Source organism: Micromonospora sp. NPDC005305 (genome assembly GCF_040607315.1).
Taxonomy (GTDB): domain Bacteria; phylum Actinomycetota; class Actinomycetes; order Mycobacteriales; family Micromonosporaceae; genus Micromonospora.
On the sequence record NZ_JBEXGL010000009.1, the window covers coordinates 211032 to 228133 of the forward strand.

17 protein-coding genes are annotated in these 17102 nt (G+C 72.8%); 12 read left to right on the forward strand and 5 right to left on the reverse strand.

Annotated elements, in window-relative coordinates:
• Positions 1-235: 235 nt before the first annotated feature.
• The 4 genes from ABZS80_RS17850 (at position 236) to ABZS80_RS17865 (ending at position 5084) form a co-directional block, all read left to right on the forward strand.
• The gene (locus tag ABZS80_RS17850; protein WP_355057196.1) at positions 236-1351 is read left to right on the forward strand and encodes a Xaa-Pro peptidase family protein; all 1116 of its coding nucleotides are present in this window, start codon (positions 236-238) and stop codon (positions 1349-1351) included.
• The gene (locus tag ABZS80_RS17855) at positions 1348-2490 is read left to right on the forward strand and encodes an acyl-CoA dehydrogenase family protein (protein WP_355057064.1); all 1143 of its coding nucleotides are present in this window, start codon (positions 1348-1350) and stop codon (positions 2488-2490) included. Before ABZS80_RS17850 ends, ABZS80_RS17855 begins: the two co-directional genes overlap by 4 nt.
• Positions 2491-2580: 90 nt before the next feature.
• Positions 2581-3090, forward strand: a complete 510-nt coding sequence (locus tag ABZS80_RS17860) for an Lrp/AsnC family transcriptional regulator (RefSeq protein ID WP_355057066.1) — start codon at positions 2581-2583, stop codon at positions 3088-3090.
• Positions 3091-3374: 284 nt separating this feature from the next.
• Positions 3375-5084: a CDP-glycerol glycerophosphotransferase family protein gene (locus ABZS80_RS17865; protein WP_355057068.1), complete on the forward strand. Its 1710-nt coding sequence runs from the start codon at positions 3375-3377 to the stop codon at positions 5082-5084.
• Positions 5085-5216: 132 nt separating this feature from the next.
• On the opposite strand, the gene ABZS80_RS17870 is transcribed toward ABZS80_RS17865, so the two are convergent.
• Positions 5217-5828, reverse strand: a complete 612-nt coding sequence (locus tag ABZS80_RS17870) for a histidine phosphatase family protein (protein WP_355057070.1) — start codon at positions 5826-5828, stop codon at positions 5217-5219.
• Positions 5829-5983: 155 nt separating this feature from the next.
• Between ABZS80_RS17870 and ABZS80_RS17875 the strand changes: the two genes are divergently transcribed.
• Together ABZS80_RS17875 and ABZS80_RS17880 are read left to right on the forward strand one after the other, a co-directional pair.
• Complete coding sequence (locus ABZS80_RS17875) at positions 5984-6169, forward strand: CsbD family protein (RefSeq protein WP_355057072.1); 186 nt, start codon at positions 5984-5986, stop codon at positions 6167-6169.
• Positions 6170-6257: 88 nt separating this feature from the next.
• A complete protein-coding gene (locus ABZS80_RS17880; RefSeq protein ID WP_355057074.1) occupies positions 6258-6590 on the forward strand; it encodes a YnfA family protein in 333 nt (110 codons plus the stop codon).
• 72 nt (positions 6591-6662) lie between these two features.
• Here ABZS80_RS17880 and ABZS80_RS17885 read toward each other — a convergent pair whose 3' ends face one another.
• Genes ABZS80_RS17885 through ABZS80_RS17895 form a run of 3 tightly spaced genes read right to left on the reverse strand, consistent with a single transcriptional unit; the run spans position 6663 to position 9092 of the window.
• Positions 6663-7451: an ABC transporter permease gene (locus tag ABZS80_RS17885; protein ID WP_355057076.1), complete on the reverse strand. Its 789-nt coding sequence runs from the start codon at positions 7449-7451 to the stop codon at positions 6663-6665.
• Entirely contained in the window at positions 7448-8413 is a 966-nt protein-coding gene (locus ABZS80_RS17890; RefSeq protein WP_355057078.1) for an ATP-binding cassette domain-containing protein, read from the reverse strand. The genes ABZS80_RS17885 and ABZS80_RS17890 overlap by 4 nt, the downstream gene beginning before the upstream one ends.
• Positions 8414-8426: 13 nt before the next feature.
• The gene (locus tag ABZS80_RS17895) at positions 8427-9092 is read right to left on the reverse strand and encodes a DUF4097 family beta strand repeat-containing protein (protein WP_355057080.1); all 666 of its coding nucleotides are present in this window, start codon (positions 9090-9092) and stop codon (positions 8427-8429) included.
• 223 nt (positions 9093-9315) lie between these two features.
• On the opposite strand from ABZS80_RS17895, the gene ABZS80_RS17900 reads away from it, so the two are divergent.
• Positions 9316-10065, forward strand: coding sequence for a helix-turn-helix domain-containing protein (locus tag ABZS80_RS17900; protein WP_355057082.1), 750 nt, complete (start codon positions 9316-9318; stop codon positions 10063-10065).
• Between the two features lie 54 nt (positions 10066-10119).
• Here ABZS80_RS17900 and ABZS80_RS17905 read toward each other — a convergent pair whose 3' ends face one another.
• Positions 10120-11526, reverse strand: coding sequence for a lysine 2,3-aminomutase (locus ABZS80_RS17905; protein WP_355057084.1), 1407 nt, complete (start codon positions 11524-11526; stop codon positions 10120-10122).
• Between the two features lie 155 nt (positions 11527-11681).
• Between ABZS80_RS17905 and ABZS80_RS17910 the strand changes: the two genes are divergently transcribed.
• The 5 genes from ABZS80_RS17910 to ABZS80_RS17930 are packed head-to-tail and all read left to right on the forward strand — an operon-like array spanning position 11682 to position 17005.
• Positions 11682-12731 carry a zinc-binding alcohol dehydrogenase gene (locus ABZS80_RS17910; RefSeq protein ID WP_355057198.1) on the forward strand — a complete coding sequence of 350 codons (1050 nt, stop codon included), beginning with the start codon at positions 11682-11684 and terminating at the stop codon, positions 12729-12731.
• A 5-nt stretch (positions 12732-12736) separates the two neighbouring features.
• Entirely contained in the window at positions 12737-14311 is a 1575-nt protein-coding gene (locus tag ABZS80_RS17915) for an amidohydrolase family protein (RefSeq protein ID WP_355057086.1), read from the forward strand.
• A complete protein-coding gene (locus tag ABZS80_RS17920) occupies positions 14308-15867 on the forward strand; it encodes a lysine 5,6-aminomutase subunit alpha (protein WP_355057088.1) in 1560 nt (519 codons plus the stop codon). Before ABZS80_RS17915 ends, ABZS80_RS17920 begins: the two co-directional genes overlap by 4 nt.
• On the forward strand, positions 15864-16616 hold the full coding sequence (locus tag ABZS80_RS17925; protein ID WP_151463601.1) for an OAM dimerization domain-containing protein: 753 nt from the start codon (positions 15864-15866) through the stop codon (positions 16614-16616). Before ABZS80_RS17920 ends, ABZS80_RS17925 begins: the two co-directional genes overlap by 4 nt.
• On the forward strand, positions 16613-17005 hold the full coding sequence (locus tag ABZS80_RS17930) for a hotdog domain-containing protein (RefSeq protein WP_151463600.1): 393 nt from the start codon (positions 16613-16615) through the stop codon (positions 17003-17005). Before ABZS80_RS17925 ends, ABZS80_RS17930 begins: the two co-directional genes overlap by 4 nt.
• Positions 17006-17102 lie beyond the last annotated feature (97 nt).

Consider the following 17102-nt stretch of genomic DNA (forward strand, 5'->3'; position numbering starts at 1 on the left):
ATGATCGCAGTCGGGGAGATTGTCTCATGTCGACTGTCGGTTCTCCGACAGTCCGGCGGAGGCCAGGCCGGGCCGGACCCGCGCGTGTGGTGGGGAGATCCCCGTGCACCGCATCGCCCTCCCCCTCGCAGGCGGTGAATACGAACCATTCTTCCGGTCCGGTCAAGAACCGGTCACGGGCGCGGGCGGGGCCTCGGCCACCGGCTCCCGCTGGTGCCCAAACGACCGTTAAGCTCTGGGGGTGGGAACCGACGAGCTGTACCCGGCCGAGCGGCTGGCCGCCGCCCAGCGCGCCACCGCCGCCGCGGGGCTGGACGCGCTGCTGCTCACTCCCGGCTCCGACCTGCGCTACCTGACCGGCTACGACGCCCACGAGGGGGAGCGGCTCACCTGCCTGGTGGTCCCCGCCCAGGGCGAGCCCACGCTGATCGTGCCGGCGCTGGAGCGCCCCGGCGCCGAGGCCGCGCCCGGCGCCGGATACCGGATCGTCGACCACGCCGACGGCACGGACCCGTTCCCGCTGGTGCGGGCCGCGCTGCCCGGCCCGGCCGCCGCCGTCGGGCTGGCCGACCGGATGTGGGCCGAGCACGTGCTCGCCCTGCGCGCCGCGCTGCCCGAGGCGGCCCAGCGGCTCGCCTCCGAGGTCCTGCGCGAGCTGCGGATCCGCAAGTCGCCCGCCGAGGTGGCCGCCCTGGCCGAGGCGGGCGCCGCGATCGACGCGGTGCACCGGCGAATGGGGGAGTGGCTGCGCCCCGGCCGGACCGAGGCCGAGGTGGCCGCGGACATCGCCGCCGCCATCCGCGCCGCCGGGCACGTCCGCGTCGACTTCGTCATCGTGGCCGCCGGCCCGAACGGCGCCAGCCCGCACCACCAGACCGGCGAGCGGCCGATCCGGGCGGGCGAGCCGGTGGTGGTCGACATCGGCGGCACCATGCCGTCGGGCTACCGGTCCGACTGCACCCGCACCTACGTGGCCGGCGGCCCCGCCCCGGCGGAGTTCGCCGACTACTACACGGTCCTGCACGAGGCGCAGCGCGCCGCCGTGGCGGCCGTCCGCCCGGGGGTGACCGCCGAGGCGCTCGACGCGGTCGCCCGCGACATCATCACGGCCGCCGGTCACGGCGACGCGTTCCTGCACCGCACCGGACACGGCATCGGCCTCGACACCCACGAGGACCCGTACGTCGTGGCCGGCAACCCCCGACCGATCGAGGCCGGCATGGCGTTCTCGGTCGAACCCGGGATCTACCTCGCCGGGCGGCACGGCGCCCGGATCGAGGACATCGTCGTCTGCACGACGGACGGCGGGCAGCGGCTCAACACCACCCCCACGGAGCTCATCGCGCTATGACTGTCGACCGGATCCTCCCCACCGACGAGGCCCACGTCCTGCTGGACCTCGCCACCGAACTCGCCGACCGGGAGCTCGCCCCCAGGGCCGCCGGCTTCGAGGAGCGCGCCGAGTTCCCCCGTGAGGTGCTGCGCACCCTGGGCCGGGCCGGCCTGCTCGGCCTGCCGTACGCCGAGGAGCACGGCGGCGCCGCCCAGCCGTACGAGGTCTACCTCCAGGTGCTGGAGATCCTGGCCAGCCGCTGGCTCGCGGTCGCCGAGGCGGTCAGCGTGCACACCCTGTCCTGCTACCCCCTCGCCCAGTTCGGCACCGACGCGCAGCGCAAGCTGCTGCCCGACATGATCGGCGGCGAGCTGCTGGGGGCCTACTGCCTCTCCGAGCCGCAAGGCGGCTCCGACGCCGCGGCGCTGACCACGAAGGCGGTCCGCGACGGCGACGACTACGTGGTCTCCGGCACCAAGGCGTGGATCACCCACGCCCGGGTCGCCGACTTCTACAACATCTTCTGCCGCACCGGCGGCCCCGGCCCGAAGGGCATCTCCTGCCTGCTGGCCGACCGCAACACCCCCGGCATCCACCCGCAGGCCGCCGAGCGGACGATGGGCCTGCACGCCTCCCCGGTCGCCCAGATCGCCTTCGACGACGCCCGGGTGCCGGCCGAGCGGCTCCTCGGCGGCGAGGGGGCCGGCTTCACCATCGCCATGTCGGCGCTGGACTCGGGCCGGCTCGGCATCGCCGCCTGCGCGGTCGGCCTGGCCCAAGCCGCCCTGGACTACGCCGTCGGCTACGCCCGGGAGCGCCAGCAGTTCGGCCGGCCGATCCTCGACTTCCAGGGGCTCGGGTTCACCCTGGCCGACCACGCCACCCAGATCTCCGCCGCCCGCGCCCTGACGCTGGCCGCCGCCCGGCTGCGCGACGCCGGCCGGCCGTACTCGATCGAGGCGGCGAAGGCGAAGTTGTTCGCCACCGACATGGCCATGCGGGTGACCACCGACGCGGTGCAGGTGCTCGGCGGCGCCGGCTACGTCGCCGACCACCCGGTCGAGCGGTACATGCGCGAGGCGAAGGTGCTGCAGATCGTCGAGGGCACCAACCAGATCCAGCGGCTGGTCATCTCCCGGTCCCTGGCCAGGGGCTGATCGACGCGGTGCGCGACAGCCGGCCCGCGCAGCGTCACGGCGGCGGGCCGGGTGCGGCGTGGGAGCGCTATTCCAGGTAGGTTGCACCGCGTGGAGGAGATCGACCGCGCCATCGTCGCCGCACTGACCGGAGACGGTCGGCTGTCGTACACGGACCTGGCCGAGAAGGTGGGGCTGTCGGTGTCGGCCGTGCACCAGCGGGTCCGCCGGCTGGAGCAGCGCGGGGTCATCAAGGGCTACGCGGCCCGCGTCTCGTTCGAGGCGCTGGAGCTGCCGCTGACCGCGTTCGTGGCGATCCGGCCGTTCGACCCCTCGCAGCCGGACGACGCCCCGGAGCGGCTGGCCCACCTGCCGGAGATCGACTCGTGCTACTCGGTGGCGGGGGAGGACTTCTACCTGCTGCTGGTGCGGGTGGCCAGCCCGGCGGACCTGGAGCGGGTGCTGCAGGAGATCCGCACGTCCGCGAACGTCACCACCCGCACGACCGTGGTGCTCTCCACCCCGTACGAGCATCGCCCCCCGAAGGTCGGCCCGGATCCGGCGGACCAGCACCGGCTCCGTGGTGTCCCGGCCGGGTCGGCGGGCCCGCAGCCGGGCTGACCGCGCCCGAGCGAGCGAAGATCACCTTCGCGGCCGGCCCGTGACGGAGGTCACCGGGCGGCGGCAGATGAGTGCGCGCGTGCGTCGGCGGGCCGCCGGGCTCGGAGTGATCCGCCGGCGTCCGCCTACGCTTGTGAACCATCGTCCACCGAGCCGTGGGGGCCCGGTGGACGGGTGAGCCAGTTGGAGAAGGAGTTGGCGTTGCGACAGAAGTTCCTGGCAACCTGCCGGGGTCGGGCGGGGCGGCTGCGGTGTGCCGGCCCCTGGTCGGCGGGGACCGGGCGATGACCGTTTCGAGGCCGGGCCGGTCCCGGTTCAGCGGATGGCTCGCGGAGGCGCGGACGTCGGCCGCCGGCGGGCAGCTGCCCGCCTCGGTGGTCGAGGTGACGGCCCTTGCCGCCCTGCTGCTGGCGGCGGTGGGAAGCTCCCGCCTCTGGGCGCTTCCCCCGGCCGTTCTCGCGCTCGCCCTGCTGGCCTGGATGTGGCGCGGCGGTTCAGCGGCCGCCGGGACCGCCGTCGCGGGGCGCATCCTCCTGCTCGCCTGCGCGTACCTGCTCGGCGCGGTACACGGCAGTCTCGACCCGGCCCTGGCCGTCGGTGTCGCCGTCGCCGGCCTGGCGATTCTCAGCGAACCGCTACTGGCCTCCGTGTCCGAGGCGGTCTACCCCGTCGCGGCCAACCTGCCCGGAAGCGGTTCGGGGGCGGACCGCAGCCCCAACCTGAGCCGGGTGGCGCTGGCCAACGGCGTCGCCGTGGTCGCGGCGCTGGTCTGCGCGTTCACCGGCCTCGTCGGGTGGGTCGCGCTGGCCGTGGCGGCAGCGGCGCTCGGGGTGACCCTGCTCACCGGGTTGCAGGCGCTGCGCAGGGTGCGGGCGCGGCGCAGCCGGGAGGCGAAGCTCCTTGCCGCGCTGACCGCCTACGAGCCGGTCTTCCTCGTGCACTGGAACGCGCCCGCCGGCACCGCCTACCAGCTCGCGATGTGGCTGCCCTACCTGGAACGCCTCGGCCGGAAGTTCTTCGTGCTGGTGCGCAACCAGACCAACTTCCACGAGGTGACGGGTCTCACCAAGGCCCCGGTGGTGCTACGGATGGGCCTGAACCAGATCGACGACGTCATCGCCCCGTCGCTGCGGGCGGCCTTCTACGTCAACACGGCGACGATGAACAACCACGTCCTCCGGTACACGAACCTCAAGCACATCCAGCTCAACCACGGCGACAGCGACAAGGTCCCGAGCCACAACCCGGTCTTCCGGATCTACGACAAGAACTTCGTCGCCGGCCAGGCCGCGATCGACCGGTTCGCGGCCAACGGGGTGAGCATGCCGGCGGAGATGTTCACGATCGTCGGGCGCCCTCAGGTGGAGAACGTCGCCATCGCCACCGAGCCGATCGGCTCGATCGCCAGCCCCCGGGTCCTGTACGCCCCGACGTGGGCCGGCTTCTACGCCGACTCGAACTATTCGTCCCTGCTGGTCGGCTACGACATCGTGAAGGCGCTCGTGGCTCGCGGGTGCAGCGTCGTGTTCCGGCCGCATCCGTACAGTCGGCGGTCCCCGGAGTTGGCCCGCGAGTGCGACCGCATCCGGACGCTGCTGGCCGAGGACCGGCGGACGAACGGACGGCCGCACGTCTTCGGCGCCGAGGCCGAGGTGTCGATGACGGTGGCGGACTGCTTCAACGCGTCGGACGCGATGGTGTCGGACGTGTCGAGCGTGGTGGCGGACTACCTCTACTCGGAGAAGCCCTTCGTGATGGTCGCCGTCTCGGTGCCGGGGGCCCGGTTCCCGGAGGCGTTCCCGCTCGCGCGCGCGGCCTACGTGATCGACGCCCACGGCGGACGGCTGCAGGGACTCGACGCCGTCCTCGACGACTTCCTGGGCAGCGACCCGCTCGCCGCCGCCCGCCGCGACCTCAAGAAGTACTACCTCGGGGACATCCCGGCGGACCGGTACGCGCAGCGCTTCCTCGACGAGGCTTCGCGCTACCTCTGACGGCGAGCGGCGGGCCGCCCACGACCGGCTCCGGTTCGGCATGGACGCCGAACCGGAGCCGGTTGTCCGTGCGGCTGCTCCCGGCACGACGGCGCGGCGGGTGTCGCCGCCCCGACGGGAACCGGCCGCGGATCAGTGCCGAGCGGCCCGTTCGGGGCCGGGCGTGGTCGTCTGCGGGACCGGCTGGTTCCAGCGCAGGACGACCCGCCGGCCGTGCTCGTGGCCGAGCATGCTGACGGTGGCGGTGTCCAGCCGCAGCAGCCCGCCCGCGGACGGGGGGAGGCCGATCCAGCGTGCGCCGAGCACCCGCAGGCTGTGTGCGTGGCCGACCAGCGCGACGCTGCCCCGCTCCAGCAGCGGGGCCACCCGGTCGAGCACCCGGTCGAGCCGGGCGCCGACCTCGGCGGGTGACTCCCCGTCGGGGCAGCCGTCGGTCCAGATGTTCCAGCGGGGGTTCTCCTCGTGGATGTCCACGGTGGTGCGCCCCTCGTAGGCGCCGTAGTCCCACTCGACCAGGTCGGGGTCGGTGGCGTCGACGGTGAGCCCGGCCAGGTGCGCGGTGCGGGTCGCGCGCTGCCGGGGACTGGACAGGACCCGGACGAAGCGCCGGCCGGCTAGCGCGACGGCGAGCGCCCGGGACTGTCGCTCGCCGTCGGGGGTCAGCTCCAGATCGGTGTACGAGGTGTGCCGGCGGCTGGCGCTCCAGGTGGTCTCGCCGTGCCGGATCAGCAGGATCTCGCTCACCAGCCCAGTCAACCACGGACCAACTGTCGGAACCTGCCAGCGCTGGAACCTATCTTCCTAGGATGCCTTACGGGGTGTGCGCCCCCGCACAACGTTTCAGGGGACCGACACCGGGGACGCAACCGGCGGAAGCCCGAACAAGCCGAGGAGGCGGGATGAGCTTCACCGACAAGGCCAAGAGCCGGGCCCAGGAGCTGGCCGGCGCGGCCAAGGAGCGGATCGGCGACGCCACCGACAACGAGCGGTTGCGGGCCGAGGGCGCCAACGAGCAGAGCACCGCCCGGGCGCGGCAGGCCGGGCAGAACGTCAAGGAGGCCGGGCGCAACGCCTTCGACAAGTGACCGTACGGCGGCGGGCCCCCGGATCACCCGGGGGCCCGCCGCCGTACGCATGCCGTTCGGGGGGTCGTGGTCTGGTTAGGGTCGCGGGGTGACGGTTCTGCGTTCCCTCGTGTTGTTCGTGCTGGCCGCGGTGGCGGAGATCGGGGGCGCGTGGCTGGTCTGGCAGGGCTGGCGGGAGCACCGGGGGCTGTGGTGGGTGGCGGCCGGGGTGCTGGCGTTGGGGGCGTACGGGTTCGTGGCGACGTTCCAGCCCGATCCGAACTTCGGCCGGATCCTGGCGGCGTACGGGGGTGTGTTCGTGGCCGGGTCGCTGGCGTGGGGTGTGCTGGTGGACGGGTTCCGGCCGGACCGGTGGGACCTGACGGGAGCGGTGATCTGCCTGGCCGGGGTCGCGGTGATCATGTACGCGCCGCGGGGCTGACGGTCGCGGGAAGCGCCGGCGGGCGGCGCACGCCGACGGGTGTCGGAGTGCGCCGCCCTGACCGGGCGGGGGTCACCTCGGGTCGCGGTTGAACTTCGACGTCGACCAGAAGTAGCCGAGCACCGCGAGGCCCAGGCACCAGGCGACCGCGAGCCACCCGTTGTGGCCGATCCCGGTGCCGAGCAGCAGGCCGCGCAGGGTCTCGATGGCGGGCGTGAACGGCTGGTACTCGGCGATCGGCTGGAGCCAGCCGGGCATGGCGTCGACCGGGACGAAGGCGCTGGACAGCAGCGGCAGCAGGATCAGCGGCATGGCGTTGTTGCTGGCGGCCTCGGCGTTCGGGCTGACCAGTCCCATGCCGACCGCGATCCAGGTGAGCGCCGTGGCGAAGAGGACGAGCAGCCCGAGCGCGGCGAGCCACTCCAGGACGCCGGCGTCGGTGGACCGGAAGCCGATGGCCACGGCGACGGCGCCGACGAGGACCACGCTCAGGACCGACTGCAGCACGCTGCCGACGACGTGTCCGACGAGCACGGAGCCGCGGTGGATGGCCATGGTGCGGAAGCGGGCGATGATGCCCTCGGTCATGTCGGTGGAGACGGACACGGCGGTCCCGATCACGGTGCTGCCGATGGTCATGAGCAGGAGGCCGGGGACGAGGTAGGCGATGTACCGGGAGCGGTCCGGGCCGCCGCTGATGCCCGCGCTCATCGTGTCGCCGAAGACGTAGACGAAGAGCAGCAGCAGCATGATCGGGGTGAGTAGCAGGTTGAGGGTGAGGGACGGGTAGCGCCGGGCGTGCAGCAGGTTGCGGCGCAGCATGGTGGACGAGTCGCGTACGGCGAGGGCGAGGGAGCTCATCGGAGGGCCTCCTTGGGCTGGGTGGGGATGCGAGCGTCGCCGCCGGTCAGGGCGAAGAACACGTCGTCGAGGTCGGGGGTGTGGACGGTGAGGGTGTCGGCGTGCACGTGGGCGTCGTCGAGGCGGTCGAGGATGGCGCGCAGTTCGCGCTGGGTGCCGCCGCTGGGGATCTGGAGGGTGAGCGCCTGGTCGTCGCGTGCGGTGTCGGGCAGCGCGGCGGCGGCCCGCTCGTAGGCGGCGGGGTCCTCGAAGCGCAGTCGGACGTGTCCGCCGGGGATGAGGCGCTTGAGTTCCTCGGCGGTGCCTTGGGCGGCGATCTTCCCGTCGTTGAGGACGGCGATGCGGTCGGCGAGTTGGTCGGCCTCCTCGAGGTACTGGGTGGTGAGGAAGACGGTGACGCCGTCGGCGACAAGGTCGCGGATGATGTGCCACATGTTGTGGCGGCTGCGGGGGTCGAGGCCGGTGGTGGGTTCGTCGAGGAAGATGATCCGCGGGTTGCCGACGAGGGTCATGGCGAGGTCGAGGCGGCGTTTCATGCCGCCGGAGTAGGTGGAGGCGGGCTTCTTCGCGGCGTCGGTGAGGTCGAAGCGTTCCAGGAGTTCGGCGGCGGCGCGCTGGCCGTCGCGCTTGGGCAGGTGGTGCAGGTCGGCCATGAGGAGCATGTTCTCCTCGCCGGTGATCAGGCCGTCGACGGCGGAGAACTGGCCGGTGACGCCGATGGCGGTGCGGACGGCCCGGGGGTCGGTGGCGAGGTCGTGGCCGCCGACGCGGACGGGGCCGGAGGCGGGGTCGGGGGAGATGAGGGTGGAGAGGATCTTGACGGCGGTGGTCTTGCCGGCGCCGTTCGGGCCGAGCAGGGCGTAGATGGTTCCGTGCGGGACGGCCAGGTCGACGCCGTCGAGCACGACCTTGTCGCCGTAGGACTTGCGCAGTCCGTTCGCCGCGATGGCCAGGTTGGTCATGGTGGGTGCTCCTTTAGAGGCTGCGGGCGTCGATGTCGCCGTGGGCGGTGGTCGCGTGGATGGTCAGGTCGGGGGCGCCGTCGGTGTTCTTGAGGGAGTTGTGGATCCGGCCGTGGGTGGTGCCGGCGTCGAGGGAGGCGGAGGCGCCGTGGGCGGCGCCGACGGTGATGTCGCCGGCCTGGGTGCGCAGCACGACGGCGCCGCGCACGGCCTCGGCGATGCGGATGTCGCCCTTGGCGGTGCTGATCTCGGCGGGGCCGTTGAGGCGGCCGTGCGTGACGTCACCGGCGGCGGCGGTGAGGTGGACGCCCGCGGCTTCGTCAATCTTGATGGTGCCGTGGGCGCCCTCGAAGGTGACGTCGCCGACGCGGCCGACGGCCAGGAGGTCGGCGCTGGCGGCCTTGGCCTCGATTCGGGAGCCGGCGGGCAGTTGGACGGTGACCTCGATGACGCCGGAGCTGCCGAGGATCTGGTTCCTGGCGGTGGCCTCGATGCGCAGGACGCCGTCGCCGTACTGGACCGTGGTCTGCTCCGCGACCTTCACGTCGCGGCTCTTGGTGGCGTCGGCGGGCCGGACGTCGACGGTGGTGTCGGTCCGGTCGGCGGCGATGAGCTGGATGCGCCCGGCGGGGATGTGGAGGACGGCGGTGATCGGGGTGGGGGTGTCGAATGTCTGCATCGTGCTCTCCTCCTGCGCTTGTTTCTGACACCGGAAACGCTACGTTGCGTTCACAAATACGGCAACAAGTGCGTTGCGCAAACCCAGTATCAGTGCAGGTCAGTACGGGACTATCGTTGCAACCGACATAAATCTAACGCAACGCGGGATGCCTGCTCGTTGCATTGGTTGAGGAGTGAACGCTATGCTGGCGGCATCGAGCGACCGTGGAGGGGATATCGCGATGCCGGGAGGCAGGCTCACCCAGCAGGAACGCCAGCAGATCGCGCTGGGGTTGGCCGACGGCCTGGCCTACGCGGAGATCGCCAGACGTCTCGACCGGCCCACCTCGACGATCACCCGGGAGGTGATGCGCAACGGCGGTCCCACCGCCTACCGCGCCGACCTGGCCCACCGTGCCACCGAACGCCGCTCCCACCGGCGCAGGCAGGCCCCCGCACTAGGGCCGCAGGCCCCATCGCAGGCGCACGGGCGCGACGCCGAGGCCGTGCGCGAGTACGAGGAGATGTTCACGACCCTGCTCATGCAGCAGGGCCTGCCCAAGATGATGTCCCGGGTGCTGACGTCTCTCTACACCGCCGACGCGGGCAGCCTCACGGCGTCCGAACTCGTCCGGCGCCTCCAGGTCAGCCCGGCGTCGGTCTCCAAGGCGATCACGTTCCTGGAGAGCCAGGGGCTGATCCGCCGGGAACGCGACGAACGCCGCCGCGAGCGTTACGTCGTCGACGACGACGTCTTCTACCAGGGCACGATCGCCGGCGCCCGGGCCAACGCCCAGCTCGCGGAGACCGCACGGCAGGGCGTGAGCATCCTCGGGCCCGGCACCCCGGCCGCCATCCGCCTGGAGAGCATCGCGCGTTTCGTCGAGTTCATCGCCGAGAGCATCAGCCGCGCCGCGGAGCAGGCCCGGGAGATCCTCTACACGAAGCCCGAAGCGACCTCGGGTGGTCGTGGCGATGGTGGCGGCGGGTGAGAAGCCGCCGCCCCCGCGGCCTGGTGGCTCACGGGGGCGGCGGGGTGGTGCGGGTCAGTCGTCGCGGTGGGCGGCCCACCAGGCCTGGCCGGTTTCGGGCAGGGTGTCGATCGGGTCGTAGTAGGCGTAGCGCTTGTTGAGCGCTTCGAGGTCGGCGGACTCGATCGAGGTGCGGTAGTTCTTGGTCCAGTAGGAGATGCCGCGTTCGCGGTCGTACTCGGTGAGCATGTGCACCCAGCGCTTGCCGACGAACGGGACGTCGCAGACGATGCGCGGGGTGGCGTAGCCGGGCAGGTAGCCCATGATGTCGTGCTGGAGCTGCTGGGCGTGCCAGACCGGGACCCGCCAGTGCTCGGCGTTGGGGATCATGTCGCACATGTAGAAGTAGTACGGCAGGATGCCGGCCTCGCCCTGGAGGGCGAAGCAGAGGTCGAGCAGGTCGGCGCTGGTGGCGTTGACGCCGCGCATGAGCACGCCCTGGTTGCGGACGTCGCGGACGCCGACGTCGAGGGCGGTCTGCGCGGCCCGGGCGACCAGCGGGGTGATCGACTGCTGGTGGTTGACGTGGGTGTGGATCGCGAGGTTGACGCCGCGCCGGGCGGCCGTGCGGGCGACCCGTTCGAGGCCCTCGACGACGTCGGCCTGCAGCCAGTGCTGGGGCAGGCCCATGAGGGCCTTGGTGGCGAGCCGGATGTCGCGGACGGTCTCCAGTTCGAGCAACCGCATGAGGTAGGACTCGAGGTTCTTCCACGGCACGTTGGCCACGTCGCCGCCGGAGACCACCACGTCGCGGACGCCGGGGTGGGCCTTGAGGTAGGTGATGTGGGCGTCGTAGCGGTCGACGGGCTTGAGGGTGAGCTTCAGCTTGTCGACGGCCGGGGTGGAGTTGCCGACCAGGTCCATCCGGGTGCAGTGCCCGCAGTACTGCGGGCAGGTGGAGAGCAGCTCGGCGAGGACCTTGGTGGGGTAGCGGTGGGTGAGGCCCTCGGCGACCCACATGTCGTGCTCGTGGAGGCTGTCGCGGCTGGCGTAGGGGTGGGAGGGCCAGTCGGTGCGCCGGTCGGAGGCGACGGGGATCATGTAGCGGCGGATCGGGTCGGCGAGGAACGCCTCGGTGGTCATGGGCTCGAACGGCACCATGGTGTTGACCATCTGCGGGGGCACCAGCATCGACATGGTGGCCAGGGCCTTCTGGTCGGCCTCGAGGTCGGCGTAGAAGCTCTCGTCGACCAGGTCGCCCAGGACGGTGCGCAGCTGCTTGATGTTCTTGACGCAGTTGACCCGCTGCCACTGGGCGTTCTCCCACTGCTCCCGGGTGACGTGGCGCCAGCCGGGGAAGCGGGTCCAGTCGGGTTCGACCAGGGGGCTGCGGCGGTATTCGTACGGCTGCCCGGCGGTCGGAACGGCGACCGGGGCGTGACGGGGTTGAGGGATGGTCTCAACCGGTTGGGTCTGGGTCACGGCCCCTCCTGACATGTGGTGCGGGTGATCAACGATCCCGAAGGCTACTGGAAAATATCCGGTGAAGAAATTAGTCTGCCGTAAGTTTTCCCGCGACGCGAGCCCTGGCCGGGGTTTCGGGCGGCTGGACATAGGGGGTCGGCGTGACGTCACCGGTGGGTCTGCACCGAGTCGTGGAACCGGCGGGGGTGCTGCCGCAGGCGGCGTGGCGGCTGGACGCCGACCCGCGGATCGGCGCCAACGAGGTGCGGATCCGGGTCGAGCGGCTGAACCTGGACGCGGCGAGCTTCCGGCAGCTGTCGGAGAAGCACGGCGGCGACGGGGAGAAGGTCCGCGCCGAGGTGCTGGAGATCATCTCGACCCGGGGGAAGATGCAGAACCCGGTCACCGGCTCCGGCGGCATGCTCATCGGCACGGTGGAGGAGGCCGGGAAGCGCTCCCCGCTGGGGCTGCGACCGGGCGACCGGGTGGCCACCCTGGTGTCGCTGACGCTGACCCCGCTGACGGTCCTCGACGGGCTGGCCCGCTGGGACGGGCGCAGCGAGCAGGTGCCCTGCGACGGCTACGCGATCCTGTTCGCCCGGTCGATCGCCGCGGTGCTGCCCGGCGACCTGCACCCGGAGCTGTCCCTGGCCGTGCTCGACGTGTGCGGGGCGCCGGCGCTGACCGCGCGGGTGGTGGCCGAGCAGGTGGCGCGGCGCCGCCGCGAGGAGGACCCGCGCCCGGTGACCGTGGCGGTGATCGGCGGCGCCGGCAAGAGCGGTTCGCTGTCCCTGGCCGCGGCGCGGCGGGCCGGCGCCGGCCGTACCGTCGGGGTGGTGCCGGTGGCGGCGGAGCGCGACGCGCTCGACGCGGCCGGCCTGGCCGACGTGGTCGCGCTGGCCGACGCCCGCGACCCGGTGGGCCTGTCCACGGCGGTGACGACGGCGCTGGGCGCCCCCGCGGACGTCACGGTGGTCTGCGTGGACGTGCCGGGCTGCGAGCACGGCGCGGTCCTCGCGACCGGGGACGGCGGCACGGTGATCTTCTTCTCGATGGCGACGAGCTTCGCGGCGGCCGCGCTGGGCGCCGAGGGCCTGGCGGCGGACGTGACCATGCTGGTCGGCAACGGGTACGTGCCCGGGCACGCCGCGCTGGCGCTGGACCTGCTGCGCGGCGAGCCGGGGGTGCGTCGTCTGTTCGAGGCCCGCCTGGCGGCAGACTGAGCATCATGACGAACCCCTCGACCTTGTACCGCGGCGGAGTGCTGCACTGTCCGGCCGACCCGAGCGCGACGGCGTTGCTGGTGCGTGACGGGCGGATCGCCTGGCTGGGCGCCGACGCCGACGCGCCGGCCGCCGACCGGGTGGTGGAGCTGGGCGGGGCGCTGGTGACGCCGGCGTTCGTGGACGCGCACGTGCACGCCACGGACACGGGGCTGGCCCTGTCGGGGCTGGACCTGTCGGCGGTGCGGTCGGCGTCCGGGCTGCTGGACGCGGTGGCGGCGTTCGCGGCCGCGCTGCCGTCCGACGCGGTGGTGCTGGGGCACGGCTGGGACGAGTCGTTCTGGGCGGAGCCGGCCCTGCCCGACGCGGCCGCGCTGGACCGGGCGGCCGGGGGCCGCAAGGTGTACCTGTCGCAGGCGTCGATCCACTCGGCGCTGGTGTCGGCGGCGCTGCTGGCCGCCTGCCCGGACGCGGCGGCCGCCGCCGGGTACGACCCGTCGGGCTGGTTGCGCCGCGACGCCCACCACGTGGTGCGGGCCGCGGCGTTCGCGTCGGTGACCCGGGCGCAGCGGGTGGCGGCGCAGCGGCGGGCCCTGGCGCACGCGGCGTCGCTGGGCATCGCTGCGGTGCACGAGTGCGGCGGCCCGGACATCTCCGACGAGGAGGACTTCACCGGCCTGCTGGCGATCTCCGGGGCCGGCGTGCCGGAGGTGTACGGGTACTGGGGGGAACTGCTGGGCGCGGCGCGGGCCCGGGAACTGGGCGCGGTCGGCGCCGGCGGTGACCTGTTCGCCGACGGGGCGCTCGGGTCGCGCACCGCGCACGTGTCGGCCGCGTACCTGGACGGGGAGCCGGGGGCGTGCGGGCACGGGTACGTGACCGCCGAGCAGGTGTGCGACCACCTGCTGGACTGCGCGGCCCACGGGCTGCAGGGCGGCTTCCACGCCATCGGGGACGCGGCCATCGGCACGGTGCTGGACGGGTTCGCGCAGGCCGCGCAGAAGGTGGGCGTCGACCGGCTGCGGGCCGCCCGGCACCGGATCGAGCACGCCGAGATCATGAGCAAGCGGCTGATCGCCGGGTTCGTGGAGTACGGCATCGTGGCGTCGATGCAGCCGGCGTTCGACCGGCTGTGGGGCGGCGCCGGCCGCATGTACGAGTCGCGGCTGGGCCTGTCCCGGTCGTTGGAGTCCAACCCGATGGGCGCCATGCACGGGGTGGGCGTGGCGTTGGCGTTCGGGTCGGACTCGCCGGTGACGCCGCTGGACCCGTGGGGGTCGGTGCGGGCCGCGGCGGCGCACCACAACCCGGCGCAGCGGATGAGCGGGCGGGCGGCGTTCGCCGCGCACACCCGCGGCGGGTGGCGGGCCGTGCACCTGGACAACGAGGGGGTCCTCGCCCTCGGCGCGCCGGCGACGTTCGCGGTGTGGGACACCCCGGCCGGGGTGGAGCGGGGGCTGCCGGTGCTGCAGGCCGAGGACCCGGAGGCGCGCGGCGCCGGCGACCCGACGCCGCTGCCGGTGTGCCGGGCCACGGTCCTGCGCGGTGACGTGATCTATCAGGAAGGCTCTTCTACGTGACAGGCAAGCTTGGGCTGGATCCGGCGCTGGTGGCGCGGGCGCGGGAGTTGGCGCGCCGCGCCGGGCAGCCGGTGGTGGATCTGGCGCGCAGCCACACCACCGTGTCGGTGGAGCGGGCGGTGCTGCGGCTGGCCGGGGTGACCGGCGCCGACCCCGACGGCATCCCGTGGGTGAACCGCCTCGTCGACGCGGTCGTCGCCGACGTCGGTCTCGGCCACGGGGTGGCCGCGCCGGTGTTCGACGCCCTCGCCCGGGAGCAGATCGCCGACGTGACGCTGCTGGCGCAGAAGGCCGCCGCCGGGTCGGTGCGGTTCACCCAGCCCACCGGCAAGGCCGCCACCGCGGCCCGGAAGGCCGCCCGCAAGGCGGTCGCCGCGGGCGTGCGGCAGATCGACCGGCGCCGCGCCGAACGGGACCGCCTGGTGAAACGGTACGGCGACCCGAAGCAGCGGCCGTGGATCTACCTGATCGTGGCCACCGGCGACATCTACGAGGACATCCCGCAGGCGCAGGCCGCCGCCCGCGCCGGCGCGGACGTCATCGCGGTGATCCGCTCCACCGGGCAGTCGCTGCTGGACTACGTGCCCGAGGGCGCCACCCGGGAGGGCTTCGCCGGCACCTACGCCACGCAGGAGAACTTCCGGCTCATGCGGGCCGCCCTGGACGAGTCGTCGCGGGAGCTGGGCCGGTACGTGCGGCTGACGAACTACGCGTCGGGCCTGTGCATGCCGGAGATGGCCACCCTGGCCGGCCTGGAACGGCTCGACATGATGCTCAACGACTCGATGTACGGGATCCTGTTCCGCGACATCAACCCGATCCGCACGTTCGTCGACCAGCGGTTCTCCCGGCAGGTGCACGCCCGCGCCGGCATCATCATCAACACCGGCGAGGACAATTACCTCACCACCGCCGACGCCGTCGACGAGGCGCACACGGTGACCGTGTCGCAGCTGCTCAACGAGTACTTCGCGCACGAGGCGGGGCTGGCCGACTGGCAGCTCGGCCTCGGCCACGCGTTCGAGATCAACCCGGACGTGCCGGAGTCGTTCCGCCTGGAGCTGGCGCACGCGCTGCTGGCCCGGGAACTGTTCCCCGACGCCCCGCTGAAGTGGATGCCGCCGACCAAGCACATGACCGGCGACGTGTTCCGCGGCAACCTGCTCGACGGGTTCTTCAACCTGGTCGGCACCATGACCGGGCAGGGCATCCTGCTGGTCGGCATGATGACCGAGGCGGTGGTCACCCCGTGGCTGTCCGACCGGGACATCGCCCTGCAGAACGTCCGCTACGTGCTCGGCGCCGCCGGCGGGCTGCACGAGGACTTCGTGCCCGCGCCGGGCGGGTTCATCCAGCAGCGCGCCCACCGGGTGCTCGGCGAGGCCGTCGACCTGCTCGACCGCATCGGTGACCAGTCGCTGCTCACCGCGATCGCCGAGGGCACCTTCGGGATCATGAAGCGGCCCGCCGACCGGGGCAAGGGCCTCGACGGCGTCGCGAAGCACGAGGCGGACTACTACAACCCCGCCACGGACATCCTGGAGCAGGCGGCATGACGGAGAAGAAGATCGTCCGGCCGTACGGGGACACCACCGGCGACGGCATGGTGCAGGTGTCGTTCACGCTGCCGGTGCCGCACGACAAGCGCGCCGAGGGCGCCGCCGTGCAGCTCGCCAACAAGATGGGCATCGACCCGGCCATGCTGGTGCACGCCAAGCAGATGGGCGACGGGTTCACCTTCTTCGTCGTCTACGGCCGCGCGAACCACCTCGTGGACCTCGACAAGGTGCAGGTGGTGGAGCGGGACTTCCCGCTGCTGTCGGCCAAGGAGGTCAACACGGTGGTGAAGCAGCGGCTGCGACGCAAGCTGTCCGTGGTGGGCGCCTGCATCGGCACCGACGCGCACACCGTCGGCATCGACGCCATCCTCAACGTCAAGGGCATCGCCGGGGAGAAGGGCCTGGAGTACTACCGCGAGCTCAAGGTCACCAACCTGGGCGCGCAGGTGAGCGTCCCCGAGCTCGTCGAGGCCGCCCGCCGGGAGAAGGCCGACGCCGTGCTCGTCTCCCAGGTGGTCACCCAACGCGACGCGCACCTGCACAACACCCGGGAGATGTCCGCCGCGTTCCGGGAGGCCCTGCCCGCCGGCAGGCGGCCCCTGCTCATCGTCGGCGGCCCCCGCTTCGACGAGACCATGACCGGGGAGCTGGGCGTCGACCGGATCTTCGGCCGCGGCACCACCCCCGGCGAGGTCGCCAGCTACCTGGTCCACGCCCTGATCACCGACAAGAAGGCGAGAGCATGAGTGACCCCCGGGTCGGCCTGACCGTCACCCACCGCCGCTACGTGCCGTACTCCCACGCCCACTACGCGGGCAACCTCGTCGACGGGGCGTACGCGCTGGGCCTGTTCGGTGACGTCGCCACCGAGGTGTGCATCCGCACCGACGGCGACGAGGGGCTGTTCGCCTCCTACTCCGACGTGCAGTTCACCGCGCCCATGAAGGCCGGTGACGTGCTGGAGGTGACCGCCACCGTCACCCGGGTCGGCACCCGCAGCCGCACCATCGACTTCGCCGCCCGGGTGGTGTGCCGGGGCCGCCCCGACAAGGGCGAGTCCGCCGCCGAGGTCCTCGCCGAGCCGATCGTGGCGGTCACCGCGACCGGCACGGTGGTCGTACCCCCGGCGGCGTGAGCGCGGGTTTGCGAGCCCCGCAGTCGCGAACGAAGGACGGCTGCCCGTGAGCGCGAGGAGTGAGCCGGGTTTGCGAGCCCCGCAGTCGCGAACGAAG